Annotated in this window: 17 protein-coding genes; 7 read left to right on the forward strand and 10 right to left on the reverse strand. The window is 63.3% G+C overall.

All coding sequences use genetic code 11. The annotated features are described in order from the left end of the window. Positions 1-242 precede the first annotated feature (242 nt). Positions 243-3,029 carry a UPF0182 family protein gene (locus QDT69_RS19080; RefSeq protein ID WP_279708023.1) on the reverse strand — a complete coding sequence of 929 codons (2,787 nt, stop codon included), beginning with the start codon at positions 3,027-3,029 and terminating at the stop codon, positions 243-245. A gap of 500 nt (positions 3,030-3,529) precedes the next feature. Here QDT69_RS19080 and QDT69_RS19085 point away from each other — a divergent pair, with 500 nt between their 5' ends. The 3 genes from QDT69_RS19085 to QDT69_RS19095 are packed head-to-tail and all read left to right on the forward strand — an operon-like array spanning position 3,530 to position 5,510. Then, positions 3,530-4,417 carry a class I SAM-dependent methyltransferase gene (locus QDT69_RS19085; RefSeq protein ID WP_279708223.1) on the forward strand — a complete coding sequence of 296 codons (888 nt, stop codon included), beginning with the start codon at positions 3,530-3,532 and terminating at the stop codon, positions 4,415-4,417. Further along, positions 4,414-5,103 carry a glycosyltransferase family 2 protein gene (locus QDT69_RS19090; RefSeq protein WP_074130894.1) on the forward strand — a complete coding sequence of 230 codons (690 nt, stop codon included), beginning with the start codon at positions 4,414-4,416 and terminating at the stop codon, positions 5,101-5,103. Before QDT69_RS19085 ends, QDT69_RS19090 begins: the two co-directional genes overlap by 4 nt. Further along, the gene (locus tag QDT69_RS19095; RefSeq protein ID WP_279708024.1) at positions 5,100-5,510 is read left to right on the forward strand and encodes a DUF2304 domain-containing protein; all 411 of its coding nucleotides are present in this window, start codon (positions 5,100-5,102) and stop codon (positions 5,508-5,510) included. Before QDT69_RS19090 ends, QDT69_RS19095 begins: the two co-directional genes overlap by 4 nt. 48 nt (positions 5,511-5,558) lie before the next feature. On the opposite strand, the gene QDT69_RS19100 is transcribed toward QDT69_RS19095, so the two are convergent. Further along, positions 5,559-7,253, reverse strand: a complete 1,695-nt coding sequence (locus QDT69_RS19100) for a hypothetical protein (protein ID WP_279708025.1) — start codon at positions 7,251-7,253, stop codon at positions 5,559-5,561. A gap of 742 nt (positions 7,254-7,995) precedes the next feature. Here QDT69_RS19100 and QDT69_RS19105 point away from each other — a divergent pair. Together QDT69_RS19105 and QDT69_RS19110 are read left to right on the forward strand one after the other, a co-directional pair. Continuing rightward, positions 7,996-9,171, forward strand: coding sequence for an LLM class flavin-dependent oxidoreductase (locus QDT69_RS19105; protein ID WP_279708026.1), 1,176 nt, complete (start codon positions 7,996-7,998; stop codon positions 9,169-9,171). Between the two features lie 1,271 nt (positions 9,172-10,442). Then, positions 10,443-11,837: an FAD/NAD(P)-binding protein gene (locus QDT69_RS19110; RefSeq protein ID WP_279708027.1), complete on the forward strand. Its 1,395-nt coding sequence runs from the start codon at positions 10,443-10,445 to the stop codon at positions 11,835-11,837. Here QDT69_RS19110 and QDT69_RS19115 read toward each other — a convergent pair. Then, on the reverse strand, positions 11,834-12,631 hold the full coding sequence (locus QDT69_RS19115; RefSeq protein ID WP_279708028.1) for a MetQ/NlpA family ABC transporter substrate-binding protein: 798 nt from the start codon (positions 12,629-12,631) through the stop codon (positions 11,834-11,836). The two genes, QDT69_RS19110 and QDT69_RS19115, sit on opposite strands and share 4 nt — an antisense overlap. Before the next feature lie 33 nt (positions 12,632-12,664). Beyond that, positions 12,665-13,990 (reverse strand): PLP-dependent transferase, encoded by a 1,326-nt coding sequence (locus QDT69_RS19120; protein ID WP_279708029.1) that lies wholly within the window; start codon positions 13,988-13,990, stop codon positions 12,665-12,667. Positions 13,991-14,403: 413 nt separating this feature from the next. On the opposite strand from QDT69_RS19120, the gene QDT69_RS19125 reads away from it, so the two are divergent. Next, the gene (locus QDT69_RS19125; RefSeq protein ID WP_279708030.1) at positions 14,404-15,804 is read left to right on the forward strand and encodes an LLM class flavin-dependent oxidoreductase; all 1,401 of its coding nucleotides are present in this window, start codon (positions 14,404-14,406) and stop codon (positions 15,802-15,804) included. 41 nt (positions 15,805-15,845) lie between these two features. On the opposite strand, the gene QDT69_RS19130 is transcribed toward QDT69_RS19125, so the two are convergent. From QDT69_RS19130 to QDT69_RS19155, 6 genes are read right to left on the reverse strand one after another with little or no spacing between them, the layout of a single operon-like run. Continuing rightward, complete coding sequence (locus tag QDT69_RS19130; protein WP_279708031.1) at positions 15,846-16,622, reverse strand: MetQ/NlpA family ABC transporter substrate-binding protein; 777 nt, start codon at positions 16,620-16,622, stop codon at positions 15,846-15,848. A gap of 29 nt (positions 16,623-16,651) precedes the next feature. Further along, complete coding sequence (locus QDT69_RS19135; protein WP_279708032.1) at positions 16,652-17,446, reverse strand: MetQ/NlpA family ABC transporter substrate-binding protein; 795 nt, start codon at positions 17,444-17,446, stop codon at positions 16,652-16,654. A gap of 21 nt (positions 17,447-17,467) precedes the next feature. Beyond that, a complete protein-coding gene (locus QDT69_RS19140) occupies positions 17,468-18,133 on the reverse strand; it encodes an ABC transporter permease (protein ID WP_279708033.1) in 666 nt (221 codons plus the stop codon). Then, positions 18,123-19,247 carry a methionine ABC transporter ATP-binding protein gene (locus tag QDT69_RS19145; protein ID WP_279708034.1) on the reverse strand — a complete coding sequence of 375 codons (1,125 nt, stop codon included), beginning with the start codon at positions 19,245-19,247 and terminating at the stop codon, positions 18,123-18,125. The genes QDT69_RS19140 and QDT69_RS19145 overlap by 11 nt, the downstream gene beginning before the upstream one ends. Positions 19,248-19,297: 50 nt before the next feature. Next, positions 19,298-19,618: a ferredoxin family protein gene (locus QDT69_RS19150; protein WP_279708035.1), complete on the reverse strand. Its 321-nt coding sequence runs from the start codon at positions 19,616-19,618 to the stop codon at positions 19,298-19,300. Continuing rightward, positions 19,615-21,240: an FAD-binding protein gene (locus QDT69_RS19155; protein ID WP_279708036.1), complete on the reverse strand. Its 1,626-nt coding sequence runs from the start codon at positions 21,238-21,240 to the stop codon at positions 19,615-19,617. Before QDT69_RS19155 ends, QDT69_RS19150 begins: the two co-directional genes overlap by 4 nt. Before the next feature lie 315 nt (positions 21,241-21,555). On the opposite strand from QDT69_RS19155, the gene QDT69_RS19160 reads away from it, so the two are divergent. After that, positions 21,556-22,893 carry an LLM class flavin-dependent oxidoreductase gene (locus QDT69_RS19160; protein ID WP_279708037.1) on the forward strand — a complete coding sequence of 446 codons (1,338 nt, stop codon included), beginning with the start codon at positions 21,556-21,558 and terminating at the stop codon, positions 22,891-22,893. Position 22,894: the final 1 nt, after the last annotated feature.

Consider the following 22,894-nt stretch of genomic DNA (forward strand, 5'->3'; position numbering starts at 1 on the left):
GGACCGACTTAGTACCGCGCCAGCGATGCGACACCCAAGACATCGACGACGGTAACCGCGAGGCGATAGCGCATTCCTGCGAAACGAGACTAACGAGATCGCGATACCAAGCCGCAACTACGCTCACCGCAGACAAATGTGCGGCGGTGAATGCGAAGCGGCAGCGCGCGACTGGAGGATCATCCCCTCTTATGTGATTGAATTCGCGATACGATCTTGAGCTGAGCCCAAACTTAGTGCGGCTAATGGCCGGTGGAACGTCGGTTCATCTGCTCCAAAAGCTCGCGCATTGCATCGAACTGTGTGCCAAAGCCCTTCCAGTCGCCGGACCGCAATCGTTCAACGGCCTGATTGTAGCGATCGAGCGCCTCCCTTGCCTGGCTCGTCGACGGGCCTGTGACAGGCATTTCCTCATTCGTGCTCGAGACCGGTCGCGCCGCGCCAGGCTCGACGAACAGCGCAGACAAGGCCTCGCCGAGCGTCTCCTTCATCACCACATGTTCGCCATAGGCCGCGATCACGCGTTTCAGCTCCGGCAGGTGCCCGTACTCCGCACGCAAATAGAGCGGCGACACGTAAAGGATCGAATTCTCGATCGGTATAGCCAGCAGGTTCGCCCCACGTATCACCCGCGAGCCCATCTGATTCCACAATGTCAGCTGTTGCGATATCTCCGTGTTCTGATTGATCCGCGCCTCGATCTGGAACGGCCCGTAGACGAGCTTATCCTTCGGGAATTCGTACACGATCAGCCTGCCGTAGTCGGGCGCGTCACAACGCGCCGCCAGCCACGCGATCATGTTGTCACGGCGGCTCGGCACCATCGGAACCATGAGGAAGAACTCGGCCCGCGCCTCGCCCGGCAGCCGCATGATAATGTAGTAAGGGCTCATCACCGAGGTGCCGCCGCCGCTGCCCGGCTGGCGCGGGAATTGCCAGAGATCCTCGCGATTGTAGAACACTTCGGCGGCCTCCATGTGGTAGGTCTGGAACAGCCGCGCCTGGATCAGGAACAGATCCTCCGGATATCGAATGTGCTTCTGCAAATCCGCGGGCATCGCCGCGAACGGCTTGAACAAGTGCGGAAAGATGCGCGCGTAGGTCGCGGCAATCGGGTCCTTGGGATCCATCAAATAGAAATCGACGGTCCCGTGATAGGCATCGATGACAACCTTCACCGAATTCCTGATGTAGTTGAGATCGAAATCCTGCGCAGGCGGCGTCGACGGAAAATAGGAACTCGTCGTATACGCGTCCTGTATCCAGAACATCCGGCCGCCGCTGATAACCAGATAGGGATCATGATCGAGCCTGAGGAACGGCGCGATCGCGGGTACCCGCTCCCGAATATTGCGCCGGATCATGATCCGGCTCTCCGGCGTGATGTAGCTGGAGAGCAAGAGGTTCGGGTCGTTGAAGTAGTACGCGAACAGGGTTCGCCACGCCGCTGAGCCGATCGGAATGCCGCCAGCGCCCTCATACTCCGCATAGACGTTGTCTTTGCCCTTCGGATAATCAAACTCCGGCGCACTTCCCTTGACGATGACGTAGTCGTCGCTCTCTTCGCCGTAGTAGATGCGCGGCTCGACAATCCCGGGGCCTCCGTCCGCAACCGGCGGAATGTCCCGCAAATAGAACAGCGGCAGTCCCTCAGTGCTCTTGCGGGTGACTGGGCTCATCACCGCGCCATTGCCGTGGGTGAACAGCACGTGGCGGTTGACCCATGTCTGCGCATTTGGCGGCAACAGCGAGGAGCGCAGCTCGCGCGCCGAAAGCATCACGCTCTGGTAGGAATCGTTGAGCCAGTAGCGATCAACGTCGAGATCATGGAATTTGTAGTAGGTGCGGATCTCCTGCAACTGCGCGTAGGTATCCGACAAGGGCAGCCAGTCCCACAGCCTGATATTGTCGATTGTCGCCTTGTTGGCGTCGAGCGTCTTGAAGGTAAGCTTCTGCTCGGCGGCAAAGGGCTTGGCTACGATCTTATCGAGATCGTACGCCTGCCGGGTGAGAGCGATATTGCGTTCGATGTAGGGCTTCTCCAGCTCCAGCTCGCTTGGTCTGACGAAGAATTGCCGGAACAGCGCGGGGATTACGCCGGACAATGCCAGGGTGCCGATGGCAACGAGCACGACCGCCGCCGCCGGAAGCCGGTAGCCGCGCGCCCGCACGTTTGCCCACGCGACGAGCGCCGCGATGATCGAGAGGGCGATCATGAGCCACAGGGCCGGCAACCCCACATGGACATCGGTGTAGCTTGCGCCTACGACGACGCCGTTGTCGCCGTAGAGCAGCAGATAGCGGTCGAGAGCGTAGGACCAGGCCTTCACCGCGAAGAGAAGACCGAGCAATGCCGAACCGTGGGCAATCGCCATGGGCGACATCGACCGGCGATGAACGTCGTATTCGATATCGCCGCGAGCCCAATAGATTGTTGCGGCGAAGACCGCGCACAGAGCCAGGATGACCAGCATCCAGTTCTTGATCAGGACATAGGCGGGCAGCGAGAACAGGTAGAAGCCGAGGTCCTTGTTGAAGAGCGGATCCTCTGCGCCATAGGGCGCCTGATAGAGATACCTCAGGAAGATGCCCCAATAGCCGACTTCGGCCGCCGCGACGAGCAGCGCGAGCAAAGCTGCCCCGCCTGCGACGATCGCGGGCCACGGCAGTCGATCGAACAACTGCGCAAACGGATTCGGCGGCGCGCTGCCCGCGACCTGCCAGACGGAAGCCACCGCAACCCGTGTCGACCCCTTGCCGGCTAAACCCAGCGCGAGCCAGCCGTTCATTCCCAGGATGAGGGCCGTTCCCGTCCAGACCGCTGCAAAGACGGCGGCTTTGGCGCCGATTGTTGTCCAGAACACCTGCAAATAGCCGACCGACGAAAACCACAGCCAGTCGACCAGGAAATCGCTCGCGAGCGCGAGCAGGATCAAGCAGATCACAATGACAATGGCCGCAAGGATGAGCCTGACCACGCCACCTTGTCGTGGTGCCTTCCGTTCGGGTCCGGTAATCCCGATCGTCATGGCCGCAATCATAGCGGAAAGCAGGGGCGTCCGCCCGCCTGATTGGGACCGGGATTCCACGGAGTGCAAAGCAGCCCGCGCGAAATCACGCTCCCGCGACGAGGCCGCTTCGGACAAGGCTATGGAATGGCGCGGATTTGGCGCGCCGTTCAGAATAGAACTGCGAACTCTTATGCGATTGAAATTGTTCTCTAATTCCAGACTGCGCCCAAGCCATTGAGTGCAGATGGAGCAAGGCGAGGAAGCCAGGAGCGCGCCATACCCTCGATCCGATCGAGCACGTCACGAAGCGCCGGAGCTCACGGACGAGCAGCGCGCCGGCGTCTTTGACCACAACGCGGCCAAGCTGCTCAACATCAGCCTCAGCTGGCACTGCGGAGACGCTGGCGCCCGGCGGCTCCGGCGTCACAGCTCCCCGTGGCCGTTCGCCGAGCGGAACAGTTCGGCTTCGGATGCGTTTTTCCGACTGAAGAACGCCATTGGGCGGAACGCATGTGCTGATGCGCAACGACCGACCTGCGGTTACGCTTGAATGCCCCGCGTGCAGTCGCGCGACGCTGCATCGGCTTCTTTACGTCAAGAACGGTTGCGACATCCTGCAATGTCCTGACTGCGGACTGGGACGCACCGAGACATCGAGCTTCGACCCCCTCGCCTATTATGACGACGGCTACTTTTCCGGCCGTCAGTCCGACGGCTACGCCGACTATCTCGGCGCCGAACCCGTGCTACGGCGCGAGTTCGCCCGCACGGTCGAGTTCATCCAGCGCCGCAAGGCACAGGGCTTCTTGCTCGAGATCGGCTGCGCCTATGGCTTCTTTCTCGATGAAGCGCGCCGCGCTGGATTTGAGGTGAGCGGCATCGAGCCCGCAGAAGCGGCTGCAGCGCATGCTGGCGATCTCGGCTTGAACGTCGTGCGCGGCCCGCTGAGCGAAGCGACTCTCAAGTCGCTTGGCACCCTGGATGTCATCGTCCTCCTCGATGTCGTCGAGCATCTGCCCGAGCCGAGGGAAGCCCTCGCGCTACTTGCGGACCATCTCCGGCCGGACGGAATCATCGTGCTGACGACCGGAGACTTCGGTTCCTTGGCAGCGCGATCGACCGGCGCGCACTGGCGCCTGATGACGCCGCCGCAGCACCTCTGGTTCTTCAACCGCGACAGCATCGCGTCTCTGGCCGATTCGATCGGTCTTCGCATAGAGAGTTCCGATCACCCCTGGAAATTCGTGCCGTTCTCGCTGATCACCTTCCAAATCGGTCGCATGCTCGGCCGCAAGATCGCGGCCAGCCCGACCGGCAACCGGTTCGCCATTCCGGTGAACCTGTTCGACGCGATGCGCGTGGTCTTGAGCAAGGCGCCCCCACGTCCGGATACGAGCTTCCCATGACCGGCCGGATTCGCAATCCCTGGGTTGTTGTCGCGGCGTACAATGAAGCACCGGTGGTCGGCAGCGTCGTGTCCGGCATTCGCCGCGCCGGATACGCGGTCATCGTGGTCGATGACGGCTCCGCCGACCGCACCGGCGACGTCGCGTTGCTCGCAGGTGGGGTCGTGGTCCGGCATCCGATCAACCTCGGACAGGGCGCCGCGCTACAGACCGGCATCGACTTCGCCCTTGAGCAGCATGCGGATGCACTCGTCACGTTCGACGCCGATGGTCAGCATTCCCCCGCGGCCATCGCGGCGCTGCTCGCGGCCATCGAGCAGCCCGGGATCGATTTCGCGCTCGGCAGCCGATTTCTCGCCGGCGCGACGGCAAATCTGCCGGTGCTGCGCCGCATCTTGCTCGGCGCCGCGATCCGGTTTACGCGCGCGAGCACCGGACTGCCAGTCACCGATACCCACAATGGCCTACGGGCGATGACCGCGCGCGGCGCCCGCGCGATCTCCTTGCGACAGAACCGAATGGCACACGCGTCCGAGATCCTGCACCAGATCGCCCAGAGCCGCCTGCGCTTTGTCGAGGTGCCGGTGAACATCGAGTACAGCGCCTATTCGTTAGGCAAGGGTCAACGCATCACCGATGCTCTGACCATCCTGATCGATCTGTTCGCGCGGAGACTCTACCGATGATCGCACAGCTCTTTCTGACCGTCCTTCTCGCGTTGGTTCTGGTCTACGCATGGTCAGCGCATCGAACGGTGCCGATTATCGGGCTGTTCGCGAGCGGCGCCGCGCTCGCCGGCCTCTACTTCGTCTGGGTGCCGGAGCATGCCACGGAGCTTGCCGCCTTCGCGGGAATCGGCCGCGGGTCAGACCTCATCGTCTACACCTGGGTCGTGATCAGCCTGCTCATCATGCTCCACTTGCATCTCAAGCTGCGGCTCCAGCTCGACATGATCACGCGGCTGACGCGCGCCGTGGCGATCGATCGCGCCAAGGAGAGCCGGCGTGAGGCAGGCCGCCCGCGAGAACGTCGCCCGGTCACGTTAGCCCGAAAGGCCGAGGCGCCCCCGATCGAATTGCAGGCGAAGAAGTAGATGCCATTGCCAGGTCGTGCGGGGCAAGTTTGTGCAGGCAGGCGTCACTCACCGAGCCCGCGACGAATTGGCGTAGATCCAGGCGAAGGGGCGGCCAAATCGTTTGACCTCGTCAACCAGTACGGCCGTCGTGCTATCGGCACAAGGCCAGCGCTCGGTGGCGATCAGGTAGTCGGCCTTATCCAGATGTGTTTCGGCAATCCAGTTGCGACGGAACATCACGCCGGCCAGATTCTCGCGCCAGGCCAGGCAGAGCAGCACGCGCGGTGAATCGCCCGCGAACCGGCCTTCGGCGTCAATTCGCGCCTCGAGGCGGCGCAGCGCCTCGGGAGCCGCCATGCTCCAATAGTCGAGGTCGAAGCGGCCGTAAGCGCCCGGGACGCCGCCTGCCAGACCGTTCATCGCGATATATTCAAGCGGATGCAGGATGATGAGCGTCGCCAGGATGGTGGCCGCGTGCGCGATCCCGAGGGCCACGGGCACGATCGGGAGGCGCCGCAAGAAGGGCAAGAGGCTCGCGAGCCCGCGCGCGGCGACGATGGCAAGCATCGGGATCACGAACAATACGTGGCGGACACCGTCATAGAGCGTCGAACCTTGCAGGACGAGCACCGCGGTAGGCCCGAACGCCGCGACACTAACGACCAGCACCGCGCGCGCTGCTGCGAGCTCGGCCGCGACCGGTCGCAGTCCCGCGACGCCGGACCGACGCAGGGCGCTGAAGGTGGCACGGATCCACGACCCTGCAGCACCGATCCAGACCGCCATGCCAAGCAACAGCAACGCCAGAGAGCCCTCCGGCAGACGCGCCGCGAGCTGTCCCGGGATGTACCAGGCGGGCACGTTATCGGTGAACGTGAGCCGGCCCCAGTTCTGGAATTCGAACGACGTGTCGAGCGTACCAAAGTGCCGATAGGCCTCGAGGAATTGCGTGAGCGGATTTCCAATCTGCAACCACGGCCAGAGCGCAACCGCCGTCAGCCAGGCGATGAGGATGACGAGCAGCGTATGCAAGGCGATCTGAAGCAATTGGCCATAGCCCGCGCGGCCATGGCGCAGCACCGCCTCGAGTGCGCACAGGCTCATGCCGCCGACGAGGTAGACGTGCGTGATTACCCCGCCGGTGCGCGTTGCGATGGCGAGACCGGTGGCAAGGCCTGTCACAAGGGTCAGACGCCAGCTAGGCGCCGCCTGCCGTACCATCAGGACGATCGCGAGGGTCGACCAGCTCATGGCGAACAGGAACGGCACGTCGATCGGGGCGAAGAACAGGTTGCCGTAGAGGTAGCCGGTCAGCAGGCACAGGGTGAGCGCCGTCAACCCAGCCCAGGACCCGACCGTGAGCCGTGCGATCGGCACGACAGCGGCGAGCCCAGCGAGACCGACCAGAAAGGTCATCGCGTGCCGGACCGTGATCGGGCTCGCGATCGCAAGCGACTGCACCGCCGCGACGAGCATCTGAAACCAGGGTCCATACATCCACAGATACTCTTCGACCGTCTCGAACTGAGACCGGTCCGCAAAAGAGCTCGTGTACCAGGCAAGCGCCTTGGGGCCGTACTCGTCGGTGTTGAATTCGTCGGTCGACAGCCCGTAGTCCGCGGCGGTCGCAAGCCCGATGATTAGGGCCACGCCGAGCACAAGGAGCACGAGCAACGTCTCGGCATGGCGAGCAGCAAATGCGAGGCCGAGTTGCGGACTCACAAACCCGGAGCTGTCGCGATCCACCCGTTCAAGCGCCATGCAATGTCCTTAACCGGTTGCATGACCACGCACTGGGGCCGCCGGGAACGCGGTGGGAACTTGCGTTGCGGAAGCACCCGTCACTTGAAGCTATCATCTCGCTCAACCGCTCAATCGGGAACGACCCCCAGCGCCTCAAGTGTTGTACTCTGGCTGGACTTCGGTAACACGCCTGACGGGAACTTTGTTCCCGACGGCGCAACAACTTATGTCGAAGACCACTCACCACTACTTTCCCGGCGGCACGAAAGATCAGTATCCGAAGTCGATTGCCGCGGTACATCCGAGCTCGGGCGGGCTCCCGGCGGGTCAGATCTTCCACACACCGCCGGGCCCGCGCCGGGTGGTTGGACTGTTATTGCGGTGCACGACACGAAGGCGAGTTGGGAATGGTTGCAAGAAGAGATCTTCATGCCGCGCTTGAAGCAAGGCATCGCAGGGGGATTGGCGGGCCGCCGCAGGAAACTGTGTTCGAGACACATACGCTCAGCATGTAGTGTCGCCGTCGCTGTCAATCGGGCGGACAATCTAGCACCGGGCGGCCCAGAGGCTTTGCGCGGCAGATTGGTCTGTAGTCTGGCGAACGGCCCGCGACCGCCGCTTTTGACCCGGATGACAACGCTGCAGGGAGCGGTTATCGTGTCGATCCAATCCGCTGTCAGGGAGCGGCGGATCAAGCGGCAGCTTGATTCAGATCAGGAGGCCAACGAAGGCCCCATCATAAAGGCGGAGGAACCTCTCAATGAGCCAGCGCCTGCGCTTCGGCATTTTTCTCGCGCCCTTCCATAAGCCCGGCATCAACCCAACGCTCGCATTGCAGAGCGATCTCGATCTCATTCAATGGCTGGATCGCTGCGGCTATGATGAGGCTTGGCTCGGCGAACATCATTCCGCTGGCACGGAGCTCTCCGCCTCTCCGGAAATCATGATAGCGACGGCGGCAGAGCGCACGCGTCACATCAAACTCGGCACCGGGGTGACCAGCGTCTCGTATCACAACCCGCTGTGGGTCGCTGAGCGCATCGTCCTCCTTGACCATTTGACGCGCGGGCGTGCGATGCTCGGCCTCGGCCCTGGCTCGCTTCCCACCGACGGCGCCATGATCGGGCTGCAGCAGAGTCAGACACGTGGGCTGCTCGAAGATGGCGTTGCCATCATCACCAAGCTTTTGACCAGCGACGAACCGGTCACTTTCAAAAACGAGCGCTGGGACCTGCGCGAGGCGCGGTTGCACCTGCGGCCTTACTCCAACCCACTCTTCGACGTTGCCGTCGCTGCCGTAGCGTCCCCTACCGGCGCCAAGCTTGCCGGCCGATATGGCCTAGGTATGCTGTCGGTGGGCGCCACCACCGCCGCCGGCTTTGATGCGCTTGCGCTGCACTGGGATGTGCTGACGGCCGAGGCGAAGGCCCATGGCAAGACCGCTGACCGCAGCAAGTGGCGACTTGTTGGCTTGTGCCACATGGCGGAAACCAAAGAGCAGGCATATCGCGAGGTGGAATACGGCATCGAGCATTGGTTCCGCTACTTCCAGCAGGTCGCTGCATTCCCCCAAATGGCGGTGGTCGGCAACTCGGTTGCCGAAATGATCGAGTTCATCAACGGCTCAGGCCTTGGTGCTATCGGGACGCCGGACGCGTGCGCCGCCCAGATCGAGCGGTTGTGGCAACAATCAAACGGCGGCTTCGGCGCCTATCTCCTGCTGGCGCACAACTGGGCCAATCCTTCAGCAACAATGCGCAGCTACGAACTGATCGCACGCGAGGTCATGCCGCAGTTCCAGGGCCACGCGCAGGCGACGCTTGATGCAGCGCGCCGCGCCAAGGAGGTCCGCGAAAGCCTCGCGGCGGCACAGGCGCAGGCCGTCGAAGATGCCCGAGCGCGCTATGGCGCGGAGGTGGCCAAGCGGCCGGCTTGAGTTGTTCGGCAGCGTTGATTCCGCGGTCCGACGCACCATCCGCCGGATCTATAGGCCTCCCACACGGTCGGAGTGGGGGTGGTCAGAACTCTAGAATTTGATCTCTGCCGACCGGCTTCTCTGGTTCACCCGCAAAATCGTGGAATTAAATACAAAAAGCCCACCTCACACTTTGAAGGCCGACGAGGGGTGGGGGTGGGTAATTCCTCAGCGCTATTCAGTACGCGGACCGGCCTCACTGCCACTCAGAGATTTTTTAAGTCCGGCGCCGTTTTTGGGTCGAGCGATCAGATTACGCTCCTGTGGCTCCTGAAATAAGAGCGATGTTTCAATCGCTTGCAGGGGACCGACTATCGAAACCGCTAAGTGCTGGTGAGAACTTGAGGTTTTTTTTCAAGACTGGGAGCTGAGGGATCTGGCCGCTTCCCTGAGATATCTTGCGCTCCCGTGTTCGTGTTCAGCTGCCAAGGTAGGCTTAAGAATGGTTGCGGCCGATCCGGCGGTCCCGTCTGTATGCCGAATGCTCGGAGATTGAGGTCCGATCAACAACAACAGACGCCGGTCGCCGCCGAGACGCAGCGATGCGGCATGCGGCTTCGCATGTCGCGCATCAAGTTGTCATCGTACGTTCGCAGAGGTGATCCTAAGCAGCGCAATCTGGTGCTTGCGAATACCCGGCGGAACGGGATTGCCGTCAATAACGCCTCGTGCGAACAACACCGCCGCTTCCGGTAGCAACGGCGCTTCATCGCAAGATGTGTGTACCGCCGAGGGTCAGCGGATCATTACTGATCACAATCCGGGAGAATGAATTTGCCTCCCTGTCGACCTCCACGAAACGAGTATTCCGCAAAGCCGATCCCACGCTATCCAATGATTGCAAAGTGGGACTGTCCATCACGGCTTGCGTTCACGTCGAACAAAGACGTGATAGGCTTATCTGATCACGGCTGTTTCAAGGAGCTTCCATGCGCTCGCCATTCTCCTGGGCTTACACTCTCAGTCGTATGGCTTGGCGCGTACGGCGATGGCGCAGACGGGTTGCACGCGCGGCAAACCACGATCAGCGTGACCTCGACGAACTGTTCCTGTTCGGACCGCATGGCTAGCTGCGGCGGACGAGCGAGCCTGTTTGGATCGAATCTGTCGCTTCGATCAGCCCAATAACATGCGGACGACCCCGTCGCCGTTGCCGCCTGTCTACCTTTCGTGGCCTTGATCCTTGGTGTTGCGCTCGTCTCGTGCAATCGACTGGTCGATGGAGGAGCATCATGACGGGTCCGGGTGGACGGCATGTCATCATTGTCGGCGGAGGCGCCAGTGGTGTCTTGCTAACCTATCAGCTGCTGCACCGTTCGTCGTGCAGCCTCCGTGTCACGCTGATTGAGCAACGTCCGGATATCGGCCGCGGTATCGCTTACCACACCGGAAATCCGGATCATTTGCTCAATGTCCGAGCTGCCAATATGAGCGCGTTGCCGGATCAGCCGGATCACTTCTGGCGTTGGCTGGTTTCGCGGCAGGACGGCATACCGATATGTCCTGATCCCTATTGCTTCGTTCCCCGACGGGTCTACGGCGATTACATCGCGAGCCTGCTCGATCGCGGTGCGTCGGATTGTGCAGACGAGCAACGCCTTACGATCGTTCACAGTAGGTGCATCGATGTGAGTAGTGGCCCGGATGAGGCGGTCGCCGCGCTTGAGGACGGCCGCCGCATTGTCGGCGATACCATCGTTCTCGCCACCGGACACGATATGCGCGCCAGCAGTCCAGGGCGCGTGGATCCATGGACGCCGCCATCGGCTGCACCAATCGACGTCAACGCCGCCGTCCTGATCCTCGGAACAGGGCTCACAATGGTCGACTATGTCCTGTCCTTGCTACGTGACGGGCACCGTGGGCCGATCATCGCGACGTCGAGGCGGGGCTTGCTCGCCAGACCGCACCGCCGGGTCGATTCGATGCGCATCGCGGAAGCCGAGGTTCCTTTCGGCGCAAGCATCGCCACCCTGCTGAGTTGGATCCGCGCGCGTGTTGCTCAGCATGCTGCGCAGGGCGGCGACTGGCGCGGTGTCATTGATGGCCTCCGGCCCTACACGCAGCGGCTTTGGCACGAACTCCCGCTCTCATCCAAACGCCGCTTCCTCGAGCATGCGCGCGCCTGGTGGGACGTTCATCGGCACCGGATGGCACCGGAATTGGAGTCCCGCATCACTGCGGCTCTATTCAGCGGGCAGCTAAACCTTATGGCAGCGAAAGTAATCAAGATCGAGCCTAACCGCGACGGCGCCAAGGTGACCTACCGACGGCGCGGGGCTGCCGAGACACACCATCTGCAAGTCGGCGCCGTGGTTGATTGCACGGGAATCGTAAAGGATCCTACCGCCACGCCCAATTCGGCGGTACGTAGCCTGTTCGAACGGGGACTGGCGTGCGTCGATCCGCTCCGCATCGGCATCGAGATTCATCCCAGTTGCGCAATCGTCGACAGTGAAGGCGTCCCCTCCGAGCGCCTGTTCGCGGTGGGACCGTTGACTCGCGCTACCTTCTGGGAAATCATCGCAATCCCCGACATCCGAAATCAATGTGCCGAGCTCGCTGCCCTGCTCTCCCGAGAAGAAACAGGGCAGCTCCCTACCCGCCGTGAACTCTCGAATGTCTAGCTGCTGAAGCCAGCGGGAATGAACGCCGGCAGCTTCTCCTCGATAAATTTCTTGACCTCGGGCGAATTGAAGACCTGGATGAACGCTTTCAGGCGGGGATCATCCTTCTTGTCCGGCCTCGCCGTGAACCGCAGGACCAACCCGTCGTCCACGGTGCGGTCGATGACCAGTGCCGATTTCGGATCGCCGCCGGCTGGAATCAGATAGGTGATGTTGACCAGCGCCAACGTCACGTCGTCGAGCGATCGGTAGGTCTGCGCCGGATCGAGCTCGACGATCTTCAGGTTCTTCGGGTTCTCGATGATGTCGAACCGGCTCACCGAAAAGCCCTTGCCCGGCGCCAGCTTGATCAGCCCGGCGCGTTCGAGCAGGATCAGGCCCCGCGCGCCGTTCAGCGGCTCGTTCGGGATCGCAACGCTGTCGCCGGACTTGATCTCGTCGAGCGACTTGATCTTCTTCGAAAACAGCCCGACCGGCGCGATCACGCCGACCTTGTCGACCTGGACCAGGTTGAAGCCGCGCTGCTTGTTCTGGATCGCGAGATACGTTCCGTGCTGGAACAGATTGGCGTCGACGTCACCGCTGTTCACCACCTCATTCAGCGCGACCCAATCCGACAGCTCGACGATCTTGACGTCCTGGCCCTTGTCCTTGGCGATCTTGGCGGCAAACGCTGCTAGCTGACCGACCGGTCCGGCGCTGGTCGCGATCTTGAGAGGCTCGTCGGCAACAGCGACCGCAGTCATGGCAAGCAGCACGCCGGCCGCCTGCACTAGGCGCAACAATGTCTTCATGGTCTCGGTTTCAACTCCGTCTTCGGGGATCGATCAGGCCGCCTTGCGGCTGCTGCCGCCGGCCTCCGCCTGGGCCAATGCCTGGGTGAGGTCGGCGAGGATGTCGTCGGGATGCTCGATGCCGACCGAAAGCCTGATGTAACCGGGCGTCACGCCCGCCGCGAGCTGCTCCTCGGCGCTGAGTTGCTGATGGGTGGTCGACGCCGGGTGGATCGCCAGCGACCGCGCATCGCCGATATTGGCGACGTGATAGAACAGTTTCAGCGCATCGATGAAGCGACGGCCGGCCTCGACGCCGTCCTTCAGCTCGAAACCGACCAGCGCCCCATAGCCACCCTTGAGGTAGAGATCCGCACGGCGCCGGTTTTCCCCGCTTTGCTGACCGGGGAAGATCACATGCGAGATGGAGGGATGCCGTGCCAGGAAGTTCGCGACCTTGATCGCGTTCTCATTGTGCTGGCGCAGCCGCAGCGGCAGGGTCTCCAGCCCCTGGATGAACTGGAACGCGTTTTGCGGAGCGATCGCGGCGCCGAGATCGCGCAGCAGCTTGACGCGTGCACGCAGGATGTAGGCGATCGGGCCCAGCGGCTTGGCGGCTTCGGTCCAGATCGCGCCATGATACGCATCGTCCGGCTGCGTCAGCAGCGGGAACCGCTCGGCATGCGCCGCCCAATCGAAATTGCCACCGTCGATGATCGCACCGCCGATCGAGGTGCCATGGCCGCCGATATATTTCGTAGTGGAATAGACCACGATCGCCGCGCCATGATCGAACGGGCGCGCGATCAGCGGCACTGCCGTGTTGTCGAGAATGAGCGGCACGCCGAGTGAACGCCCGATATCCGCAACCTCTCGGATCGGGAACACGTTGAGCTTGGGGTTCGGCAAGGTCTCGGCGAAGTAAGCTCGGGTCTTCGCGTCGGTGGCACGGCGGAAATTCTCCGGATCGGCCGGATCGACGAAGCGGACCTCGATGCCGAACTGCTTCAGCGTCTGCGACAGCAGCGTCCAGGTGCCGCCATAGAGATCGGTCGACGAGACGATGTTGTCGCCGGCCTGCGCGATGTTGAAGATCGCGTAAGCCGTCGCCGACTGGCCCGACGCTACTGCCAGCGCCGCCACGCCGCCCTCCAGCGCAGCCAGGCGCTCCTCGAACGCGTCGGCCGTCGGGTTCTTGATCCTGGTATAGATCTGGCCGAGCGCCTCCAACGCGAACAGCCGTGATGCGTGATCGGTGCTCTCGAATTGATAGGATGTCGTCTGATAGATCGGAACCGCCACGGCTCCCGTCGCCGGGTCCGACCGATATGAACCGCCGTGCAAGGCGAGCGTCTCGACATTCTTGGTTTCGATCGGCATTTCCAAATCTCCTGCAATCCGGTGATCAGCATCAAACGCAACGAATGATGCGCAGCAGCGCTTGCGGCTGTCGAGGCGTCGGAGAAAATAGCGATGCGCGTGCTGGCGGCACGTCTGATCACGTCGCGAATTTTTCAGCGCGTGCCCCGCTCGCGTTGCATTTGTTTCGCTGCGCCCTGCGCTCGGCGGATCCGCCGCACGTTATTGCTCCGGCCGATCGCATTCGCAAATCAGCGCGCGATGCCGGACATGCCGACCATTGTGGACGATGCGGCAATGTCGAACAAACCAATCCCTGCTGCGCCGGACGAGAGACGGAGCACGATCTTGATCCAGCCACGCATAATAGAAAATAAAGCCGCACAGGTGGCGTGCTAAATGACTTGCAGTCCCCAACTGCCGGAAATCGCGCGATGACCAGACCGAAAGAGCTTCGTTTCAACGCGTTCAACATGATGGCGCCGAGCCACAACTGGGCGGGCCTGTGGTCGCATCCGCGCGACACCTCACTCGACTACAACACGCTCGACTATTGGGTGAACTATGCCCGGACGGCCGAACGCGGCCTGCTCGACGGCATCTTCCTGGCTGACGTGTTCGGCATCTATGACGTCTACGGCGACAGCCCCGAAACCGCGCTGCGTCACGCCGTTCAACTGCCAAACGCCGAGCCGACCCTGCTCGTCTCCGCCATGGCACACGCGACAAAGCATCTCGGCTTCGGCATCACGTCCAACCTTACCTACGAACATCCTTACCAGCTCGCCCGCCGTTTCTCGACCCTCGATCACCTCTCGCGTGGCCGGATCGGCTGGAACATCGTCACCGGCTATCTCGACAGCGGTGCCCGCGGCATGGGCCTTGCCGCCAATCGCGCGCATGATGAGCGCTATGAGGCGGCGGAAGAGTTTCTCACGGCGAGCTACAAGCTGTGGGAAGGCAGCTGGGAGGACGGCGCCGTCCGCCGCGATCGCGCGGCGCGGATCTTCACCGATCCGGCCAGAATCCATCCCGTGCGGCATCAGGGACGTCACTACCAGATCGACGGCATCCACCTCGCCGAGCCGTCGCCACAGCGCACGCCGCTGCTCTATCAGGCAGGAACCTCAAAGCGGGGCCGCGCCTTCGCGGCCCGGCATGCGGAGGCGATCTTCCTTAACGGCCAGACCAAACCGATCCTGGCCCGCGCCGTGCGCGAGATCAGGGAGGCTGCCCGGGAATTCGGACGCGATCCCTATGACATCCGCCTGTTCGCCGGCGCGACCGTGGTCGTCGCACCGACGCGTGCCGAGGCCAACGATTTGCTCGTGGAGTACGCAGAGCATGTCGATCAGGCCGGCCAGCTTGCCTTGCTCTCGGGATGGACCGGCATCGATTTCTCGAAATATCGCCCGGACCAGGCGGTGCAATATGTCGAGAGCAACGCGATCCAGTCGATGGTGGAGAATTTCACGTTGCGCAGCGACCGGCCGGTCAAGGTCGGCGATCTCGCGACCCTGAGCCGGGTCGGCGCGCGCTCCCCGTTCGTGGTCGGCTCGCCGCAGGATGTGGCGGACGAGCTGATCACCTGGGTCGATGAAACCGATGTCGATGGCTTCAACCTGTTCCGCCTGGTTGCGCCGGAATCGCTGACGTCGTTCGTCGACCTGGTCGTGCCGGAACTGCAGTCACGCGGGGTCTACAAGACGGCCTATCGCGAAGGCACGCTGCGCGAAAAGCTGTTTCCCGGACGCGGGCCCTATCTCGACGCCACGCATCCCGGCGCCGGTTTCCGCCGCGTCCCCTCGACAACGCATGCTGACGCCGCCGAATAGAATAGCTTGCGATCCCTCGCGGTATGGACGCGCAGCGCCCATCACCAGGTCGCGATATAGGTGCCTTTGAAGCGCTTCTCGAGGAACGCCTTCACCTCGTCGGAGTGATAGGCGTCGATCAACTGCTTGACCCAGGGCTTGTCCTTGTCTTCGTCGCGGACGGCAAGGATGTTGACCCACGGGCCATCGGCCGCCTCACGGGCAATCGCGTCGGTGGCAGGATTGAGCCCAGCCTGAACCGCATAATTGTTGTTGATCGAGACCAGATCGACGTCCTGCAGCGACCGTGGCAGCTGCGCGGCATCGAGCTCGACGAAGCGCAGATGCTTCGGATTGTCGGTGATATCGGCGATGGTCGAGGCGACGTTGTTCGGATCCTTCAGCTTGATCACGCCGTGCAGCGCCAGGATCATCAGCCCGCGCGCACCGTTGGACGGATCGTTGGCGATCGCCACCCGTGCGCCGTCCGGAAGATCGGCCAGCTTCTTGTACTTCAGGGAGTAGACGCCCTGCGGCGAGGCAATCGTATTGGCGACCTTGGCGATCTTCCAGCCGGTCTTGGACAGCTGGTTCTTCAGATAGGGCTCGTGCTGGAACGAATTGGACTCGAGATCCCCGAGCGCGAGCGCCTGATTCGGGATCACGTAGTCGGTGAATTCGACCACCTTGACGTCGAGCCCGTGGCCGGCGGCCACCTTCTTCACGACGTCAAGGATCTCGGCATGGGGCCCGGCCGTGACGCCGACCCGGATGGTGTCGGCCGTTGCCGCGCCGGTCAAGAGCGCTGCGACGGCAAGTGCGGTCATCAGGATACGCATCAATCTATCCTCGATAGTTGGATCGGCGATTACCAGCTCGGCAACACCGCGCCCTTGAACTTCGTGAGGACGAATTCCTTGACCTCGGGCGTGTGGTAGCTATCGACCAGGATCTTGACCCACGGCTTGTCCTTGTCGGCGGAGCGAACCGCGATCAGATTGACGTACGGCCCCTTCGGATCTTCGCGCAGGATCGGATCCTTGACCGGATCGAGGCCGGCCTGCGTCGCGTAGTTCGTGTTGATGACCGCCGCATCGACATCGTCGAGCGCGCGGGGGGCCTGGGCGGCGTCGACCTCGACGAATTTCAGCCTCTTGGGGTTGTCAGTGATGTCGATGACGGTCGGCTTGAACCCAACATCGTTCTTCAGCTTGATCGCTCCCTTGTCGCGCAGCAGGAGCAGCGCCCGGCCGCCGTTGGTGGGATCGTTCGGAATCGAGACCTTGGCTCCCTCAGGCAGGTCGGCCCAACTCTTGTGCTTGCGTGAATAGATGCCGATCGGAAAATTGACCGTCAGCCCCACCTGCTCGATCTTGTAGCCGCGATCGGCCTTCTGGTTGTCCAAATAGGGCTGGTTCTGAAACGAATTGGCCTGGATGTCGCCGGCGTCGAGCGCGGCGTTGGGCACGACATAGTCCGAGAACTCGATGAGCTGGAGATCGAGCCCGCTCTTGGCCGCGATCGGCTTCACGGCCTCGAGGATCTGCGCATGCGGCCCGGGCGTCACGCCGATCTTGATCGTTTCAGCCGCAGCAGCGGTCGACCAGACCGCAACAATGCTCGTGAGCGCGACAAAGGATCGAAACAACATCTTGGTCTCCATGGAATAGAAATGGCTTTGGGATCAGCGATTGCGCAAGCGACGATTGACGCGGCGCGCCAGATAGTCACCGGCGGTCTGCACGGTCTGCACCAGCGCGATCAGAACGACGACGACGGCCAGCATCATCTCAGGCATGAAACGCTGATAGCCGTAGCGGATGCCGAGATCGCCGAGACCTCCCCCGCCGACCGCCCCGACCATCGCGGAGTAACCGAGCAAGCTGACGACCGCGAGCGTCAAGGCGAGCACCAGGCCCGGCAATGCCTCCGGGATCAGGACCTTGAACACGATCTGCAGCGGGCTCGCGCCGAACGAGGATGCCGTCTCGATCAGGCCGGCATCGACCTCGCGGATCGCCGCCTCGACCAGGCGGGCGATGAATGGCGTCGCGGCGATGGTGAGCGGCACGATCGCCGCGCCCGAACCGATCGAGGTGCCGGCGATCAGGCGCGTAAAGGGGATGATCGCGACCACGAGGATGATGAACGGCGTCGAGCGCGCGGCATTGACGATCACGCCGAGAATGCCGTTGGCCGGCGGCGCAGCGAACAACTCGCCTTTCCGGCTGGTGGCAAGGAAGATTCCGAGCGGCAGGCCCAATATAGTCGCGACCAGGGCCGCGACAGAGACCATGAACAGGCTCTGGCCGGTGGCCTGAACGATCAGGTTGATGAGTTCACGCGACATAGCCGAGACGCTCCACCAGAATGTCATGCTGAGAAAGATAGGCCAGGGCCTGTTTCGCCGCAGCTTCGCCGCCGGGAATGCCCAGGATCAAGGAGCCGACATGCTGGCCGCCGATCTCGTCGATCCGGGCCGACAGCAGCGCCACGTCATGGGACAGCTCGCGCGACACCCGCGCCACCACTGTGTCGCCGGCCTCGGTGCCTCGCACCTGGACGCGGAGCACCGCCTTGCCGCCGGCAACCGGCTGTGGCGACAGCCGGCTCGCCAGCGACACCGGAACGCTGTCGCCGATCGCCTCGGATAGGAACGCCTGCGTGACCGGATGCCGGGGATGCGTGAAGATGTCGGCGACACGGCCGCGTTCGACGACATGGCCGCCGTCGATCACCGCAACCTCCTTGGCGAGCTGGCGGACCACCGACATCTCATGTGTGATCAATACGATCGTGACACCGAGCTCGCGATTGATGTTGGCCAAAAGATCCAGGATCGCGCGCGTGGTCTGCGGATCGAGTGCCGAGGTCGCCTCATCGGACAGCAGCACGTTCGGCCGCGTCGCGAGCGCGCGCGCAATGCCGATGCGCTGCTTCTGGCCGCCGGACAGCTCGGAGGGATAGCGGTCGGACTTGTCGGCGATGCCGACGAGCGCGAGCAATTCCTCCACGCGAACCGCAATGTCGGCCCTGGACCAGCCAGCGATCTCGAGCGGCAGCGCGATATTGTCCGCCGCCGTCCGCGACGACAGCAGGTTGAAATGCTGGAAGATCATGCCGATCGAGCGCTGCGCCAGGCGCAGCTCGCGGCCGGCCAGCGCTGAGATCTCGCGGCCGTCGACGACGACGCGGCCGGTCGACGGCTTCTCGAGCCCGTTGATGAGGCGGACCAGGCTCGACTTGCCGGCACCGGAACGTCCGATCACACCGGTGATCGAGCCGCGCGCGATCGCGAAATCGATCGCCTGCAAGGCATGCACGCTCGGCTTGTCACGATAGGCCGGATAGACCTTCGAGACGCCCTCGAAGCGGATCATGGCATCGCTTGCATCCGATGCGAGCGATATCGACGGCAGCGGCGCGATAGGCTGCGCCGTCGTCAGGGATTGATGTACGTTCATTCGGTCGGTCCAATTGGGAAATGGCTTCGGTCGCCGGGTACAGCCCGGACTCAATGACCAAAGAGCAGATAGCTGCGGTCGATGCCGCGGAGATCGCGCGTCTCGTCGGTCCAGCCGACCGCGCGGCGGTAGCTGCCCAATACGGCGGTCTGCCGTAGCGCGACTATGTCGGTCGGACAAGGGGTATCTGCATGGGGCGAGACGTAAAGCGCATCCTCGGGACAATAGAGCTCGCAAAGAAAGCAGGTCTGGCAATCGCTCTGGCGGGCGATCACTGGAATTCCATCCGTCTTGTCGAAGACATTGGTCGGGCAGACATTCACGCAGATGTCGCAGGACGTGCAGCGTTCGGCATCGATCACCTCGATCATTCCGCAGCCTCGGCGTAGCTGATGTCGGCATGCGGCCGGACCGCAGTCCAGACCTCGTCCAGGCCACCGCTCGTCAAATAATGGCGCAGCCGGTCGTCCTGATCGGGATGATCGTCGCGGCGATGCATGCCGCGGCTCTCGTGACGCGCCAGCGCGCTGCGATACATCCAGCGCGACGTCGCCAGCATGGCCGCGCTCTCGCGGGCGCGCAGCACATCGTCCTTGCTCGCTGCGTCGGCCGCCGATGCATCCGTCCACGCCGCATCGAGCCGCGCCAGTGCGCCCTCGAGGCGCGACGCGTGCCGGAAGTAATTCAGCTCATACGGATAGACCTCGTCCTGAACCGCCTTCGCCAGCGCGGCCGGCTCAAACGGGCGGCGCGACCGGCTTCGGAAGGCGACCGTCCCGGCGGAGGCCAGGTGTCGTCGCCGTGCCGGGCCAAGCTGCCGGGCATAGCCCGCCGCGCCCCAACCGGCCCAGGTCCCCGATGACATCGCCCAGGCGGCGTTGTGGCTGCCACCGCCGGTGAAGCCGCCGCAGATCAATTCGCGCGTAGCCGCATCGCCGGCGGCGTAGAGCCCCGGCACACTGGTGGCGCAGCTGTCGTCGACAATGCGAAGGCCTCCGGTGCCGCGCACGGTGCCTTCGAGTCGCAAGGTGACGGGGAAGCGCTCGCTGAAGGGATCAATGCCGGTGCGATCGAACGGCAGGAAGAAATTCGGCTGCGACGCGCGCATGTGCCGCTGAACGTCGACATCGGCTTTGTCGAGACGGGCATAGACCGGACCTTGCAGCAATGCGCGCGCGATCGCCGATCGCCCGCCCTTGGATGCCGCACCGGGAACCACGCTGCCGTCCTCGTAACTGAAGGTCGCCCAGCCATAGAACAGCGTCTTGGTCACCGAGCCGAATGCCGGCGAGATCGCATAGGGATTGGAGAACTCCATGCTGCTGAATTCGGCGCCGACCTCCGCGGCCATCAGATAGCCATCGCCGGTCAGCACGTTCGAGCCCAGCGTCTTGCTCAGGAAAGCGCAGCCGCCAGTCGCGATCACGACAGCGCTGGCTCGCACGGTCCAGCCATCGTGCTTCTGGCGGCGCACGCCGCTGGCGCCCGCAACCGCGCCATCGTCGTCCACCAGCAGCTCCAACGCGGGGCTGTGATCCAGAATGGTGACGCCGGCCTGCTTGGTGCGCTTGCGCATCAGGCGCATATATTCCGGCCCTTGCAGCGAATTGCGCTGCGACTTGCCGCTGTCGTCGACGGGGTATGGGTAGCCCCAGGCCGCTAACCGATTGCTGTCCTCAAAGGTCTGGTCGAGCACGCGCGCCATCCAGCGGCGATCCTGCAGGTACCCGCCCATCTTTTCGCGATTGGCCATCGCGGCCTCGCGCAGTGCCGGGTCGGGATCGACATACCAGACGCCCGTGCCTGCGGCTGCGGTGGCGCCCGACGTGCCGCAAAATCCCTTGTCGGCGAGTACAACGCGCGCGCCGCGCTCCGCGGCGCTCACCGCCGCCCAGGTGCCCGCCGGTCCGCCGCCGATCACCAGGACGTCAGCGTCGAATTCGACCGCGCCATCCGGCGAGGTTCGCAGTTCGGCGCGTCCGTGGATTGTCATCGTTCTAGTCTCCAGGCGACACCGATCGCTCACAACGCGCCGCAGCAACATCGTTACGCGTGCGTGCGCCTCTGGCAATTTCAGATATTTGCATGGACTTGGACGAAGCTTCCCCTGCCGCGGTCAGAAGAAGAATAATCATGCACCGGCGCGGAGGACGTTTCGTTTAACGCCGGAGAGGCACACGTGTTTTGTCCGACGAACCGCGCAGCGGAGGCGGGTATTTCTTTTTGTCTGCACGTGCCAGCCGTTCGTTCCCTTCTCGCGCGACAGGCGATATTTCGAAAAGACATCTCATCTCACTGCGTGGCAGCCATGTCCGACCGTCAGCTTCATCTCAACGTCAATCTGCTGCATTCCGGCGTCTATGCGTCGGCCTGGCGGCTACCGGAAAGCGATCCGCGCGCCTGCTTCGACGTCGGCCACTACGTGCGGGTCGCGCAGATCGCCGAGCGCGGCAAGCTCGATGCAATCTTCCTGGCCGATACGCCTGCGATCACCGACCGAATCGACTACCGCTCGTTCATGTCGATGGAGCCGACGATCGTGCTGGCCAGCATCGCCGCGGCAACGACTCATATCGGCCTGATCGCAACCGCGTCGACGACCTATAACGAGCCCTACAATATCGCCCGCCGCTTCGCGACGCTCGATCTGGCAAGCGGCGGCCGTGCCGGCTGGAATGCGGTGACCACCGCCGACGCCACCGCCAGCCGTAATTTCGGTCTCGCCAACGTGCTCGAGCACAAGGCGCGCTACGACCGCGCCCAGGAGTTCGCCGAGGTCGTGCATGCGCTGTGGGACAGCTGGGAGGATGACGCCTTTGTCGGTGATAAGGCGACCGCGCGATTTGTCGACACATCGAAGGTGCATCCGATCGCGCACCGCGGCACGCACTACAGCGTCGCCGGCCCGCTCAACGTCCCGCGCTCGCCGCAGGGACGCCCGGTGACGGTCCAGGCCGGCGGCTCCAGCGATGGCCGCGACCTCGCCGCCGCGCAGGCCGAAGCCGTGTTCACGCTGGCGCAGACCATCGACGAAGGCGCGGCCTATGCACGCGATCTGCGCACGCGCGCCGCCGCCTATGGTCGGCCCGCCGATTCCATCGTCATCCTCCCTGGGCTTGCCACGGTCATTGGCAGCACCGAGACTGAGGCCAAGCGGCGGCAGGATGAGCTCTGGGAGCTGGTTCCGATCGAATACAGCCTTGCCCGACTTGCCGGCACTTTGCAGGTCGATCCAGCCATCCTCGAGCTTGACAAGCCCCTGCCCGATCTCCCGCTGCCGGCCAATGCGAACCACACCATGTTCAAAGGCACGGTGGCGCTTGCCCGTCGCGGCAATCTCACCGTCCGACAATTGCTGCACGCGCTCGGCGGCGGTGTCGGCCATCGCATCATTGTCGGCACGCCGGAACTGATCGCCGACGACATCGAGGCCTGGTTCAACGCCGGCGCCGCCGACGGTTTCAACCTGATGCCGGACGTGCTGCCGACGGGACTGGAAGTCTTCGTCGACAACGTGGTGCCGATCCTGCAGCGGCGCGGACTCTTCCGCCGGGACTACGCCGGCACCACCCTGCGCGACCATCTTGGATTGCCGCGCCCGGCCAGCCGGTTTGCGCAGCGAGCGGCAGCGTGGGCGAGCGCCTGAC

This window comes from Bradyrhizobium sp. CER78 (assembly GCF_029846235.1).
Lineage (GTDB): Bacteria > Pseudomonadota > Alphaproteobacteria > Rhizobiales > Xanthobacteraceae > Bradyrhizobium.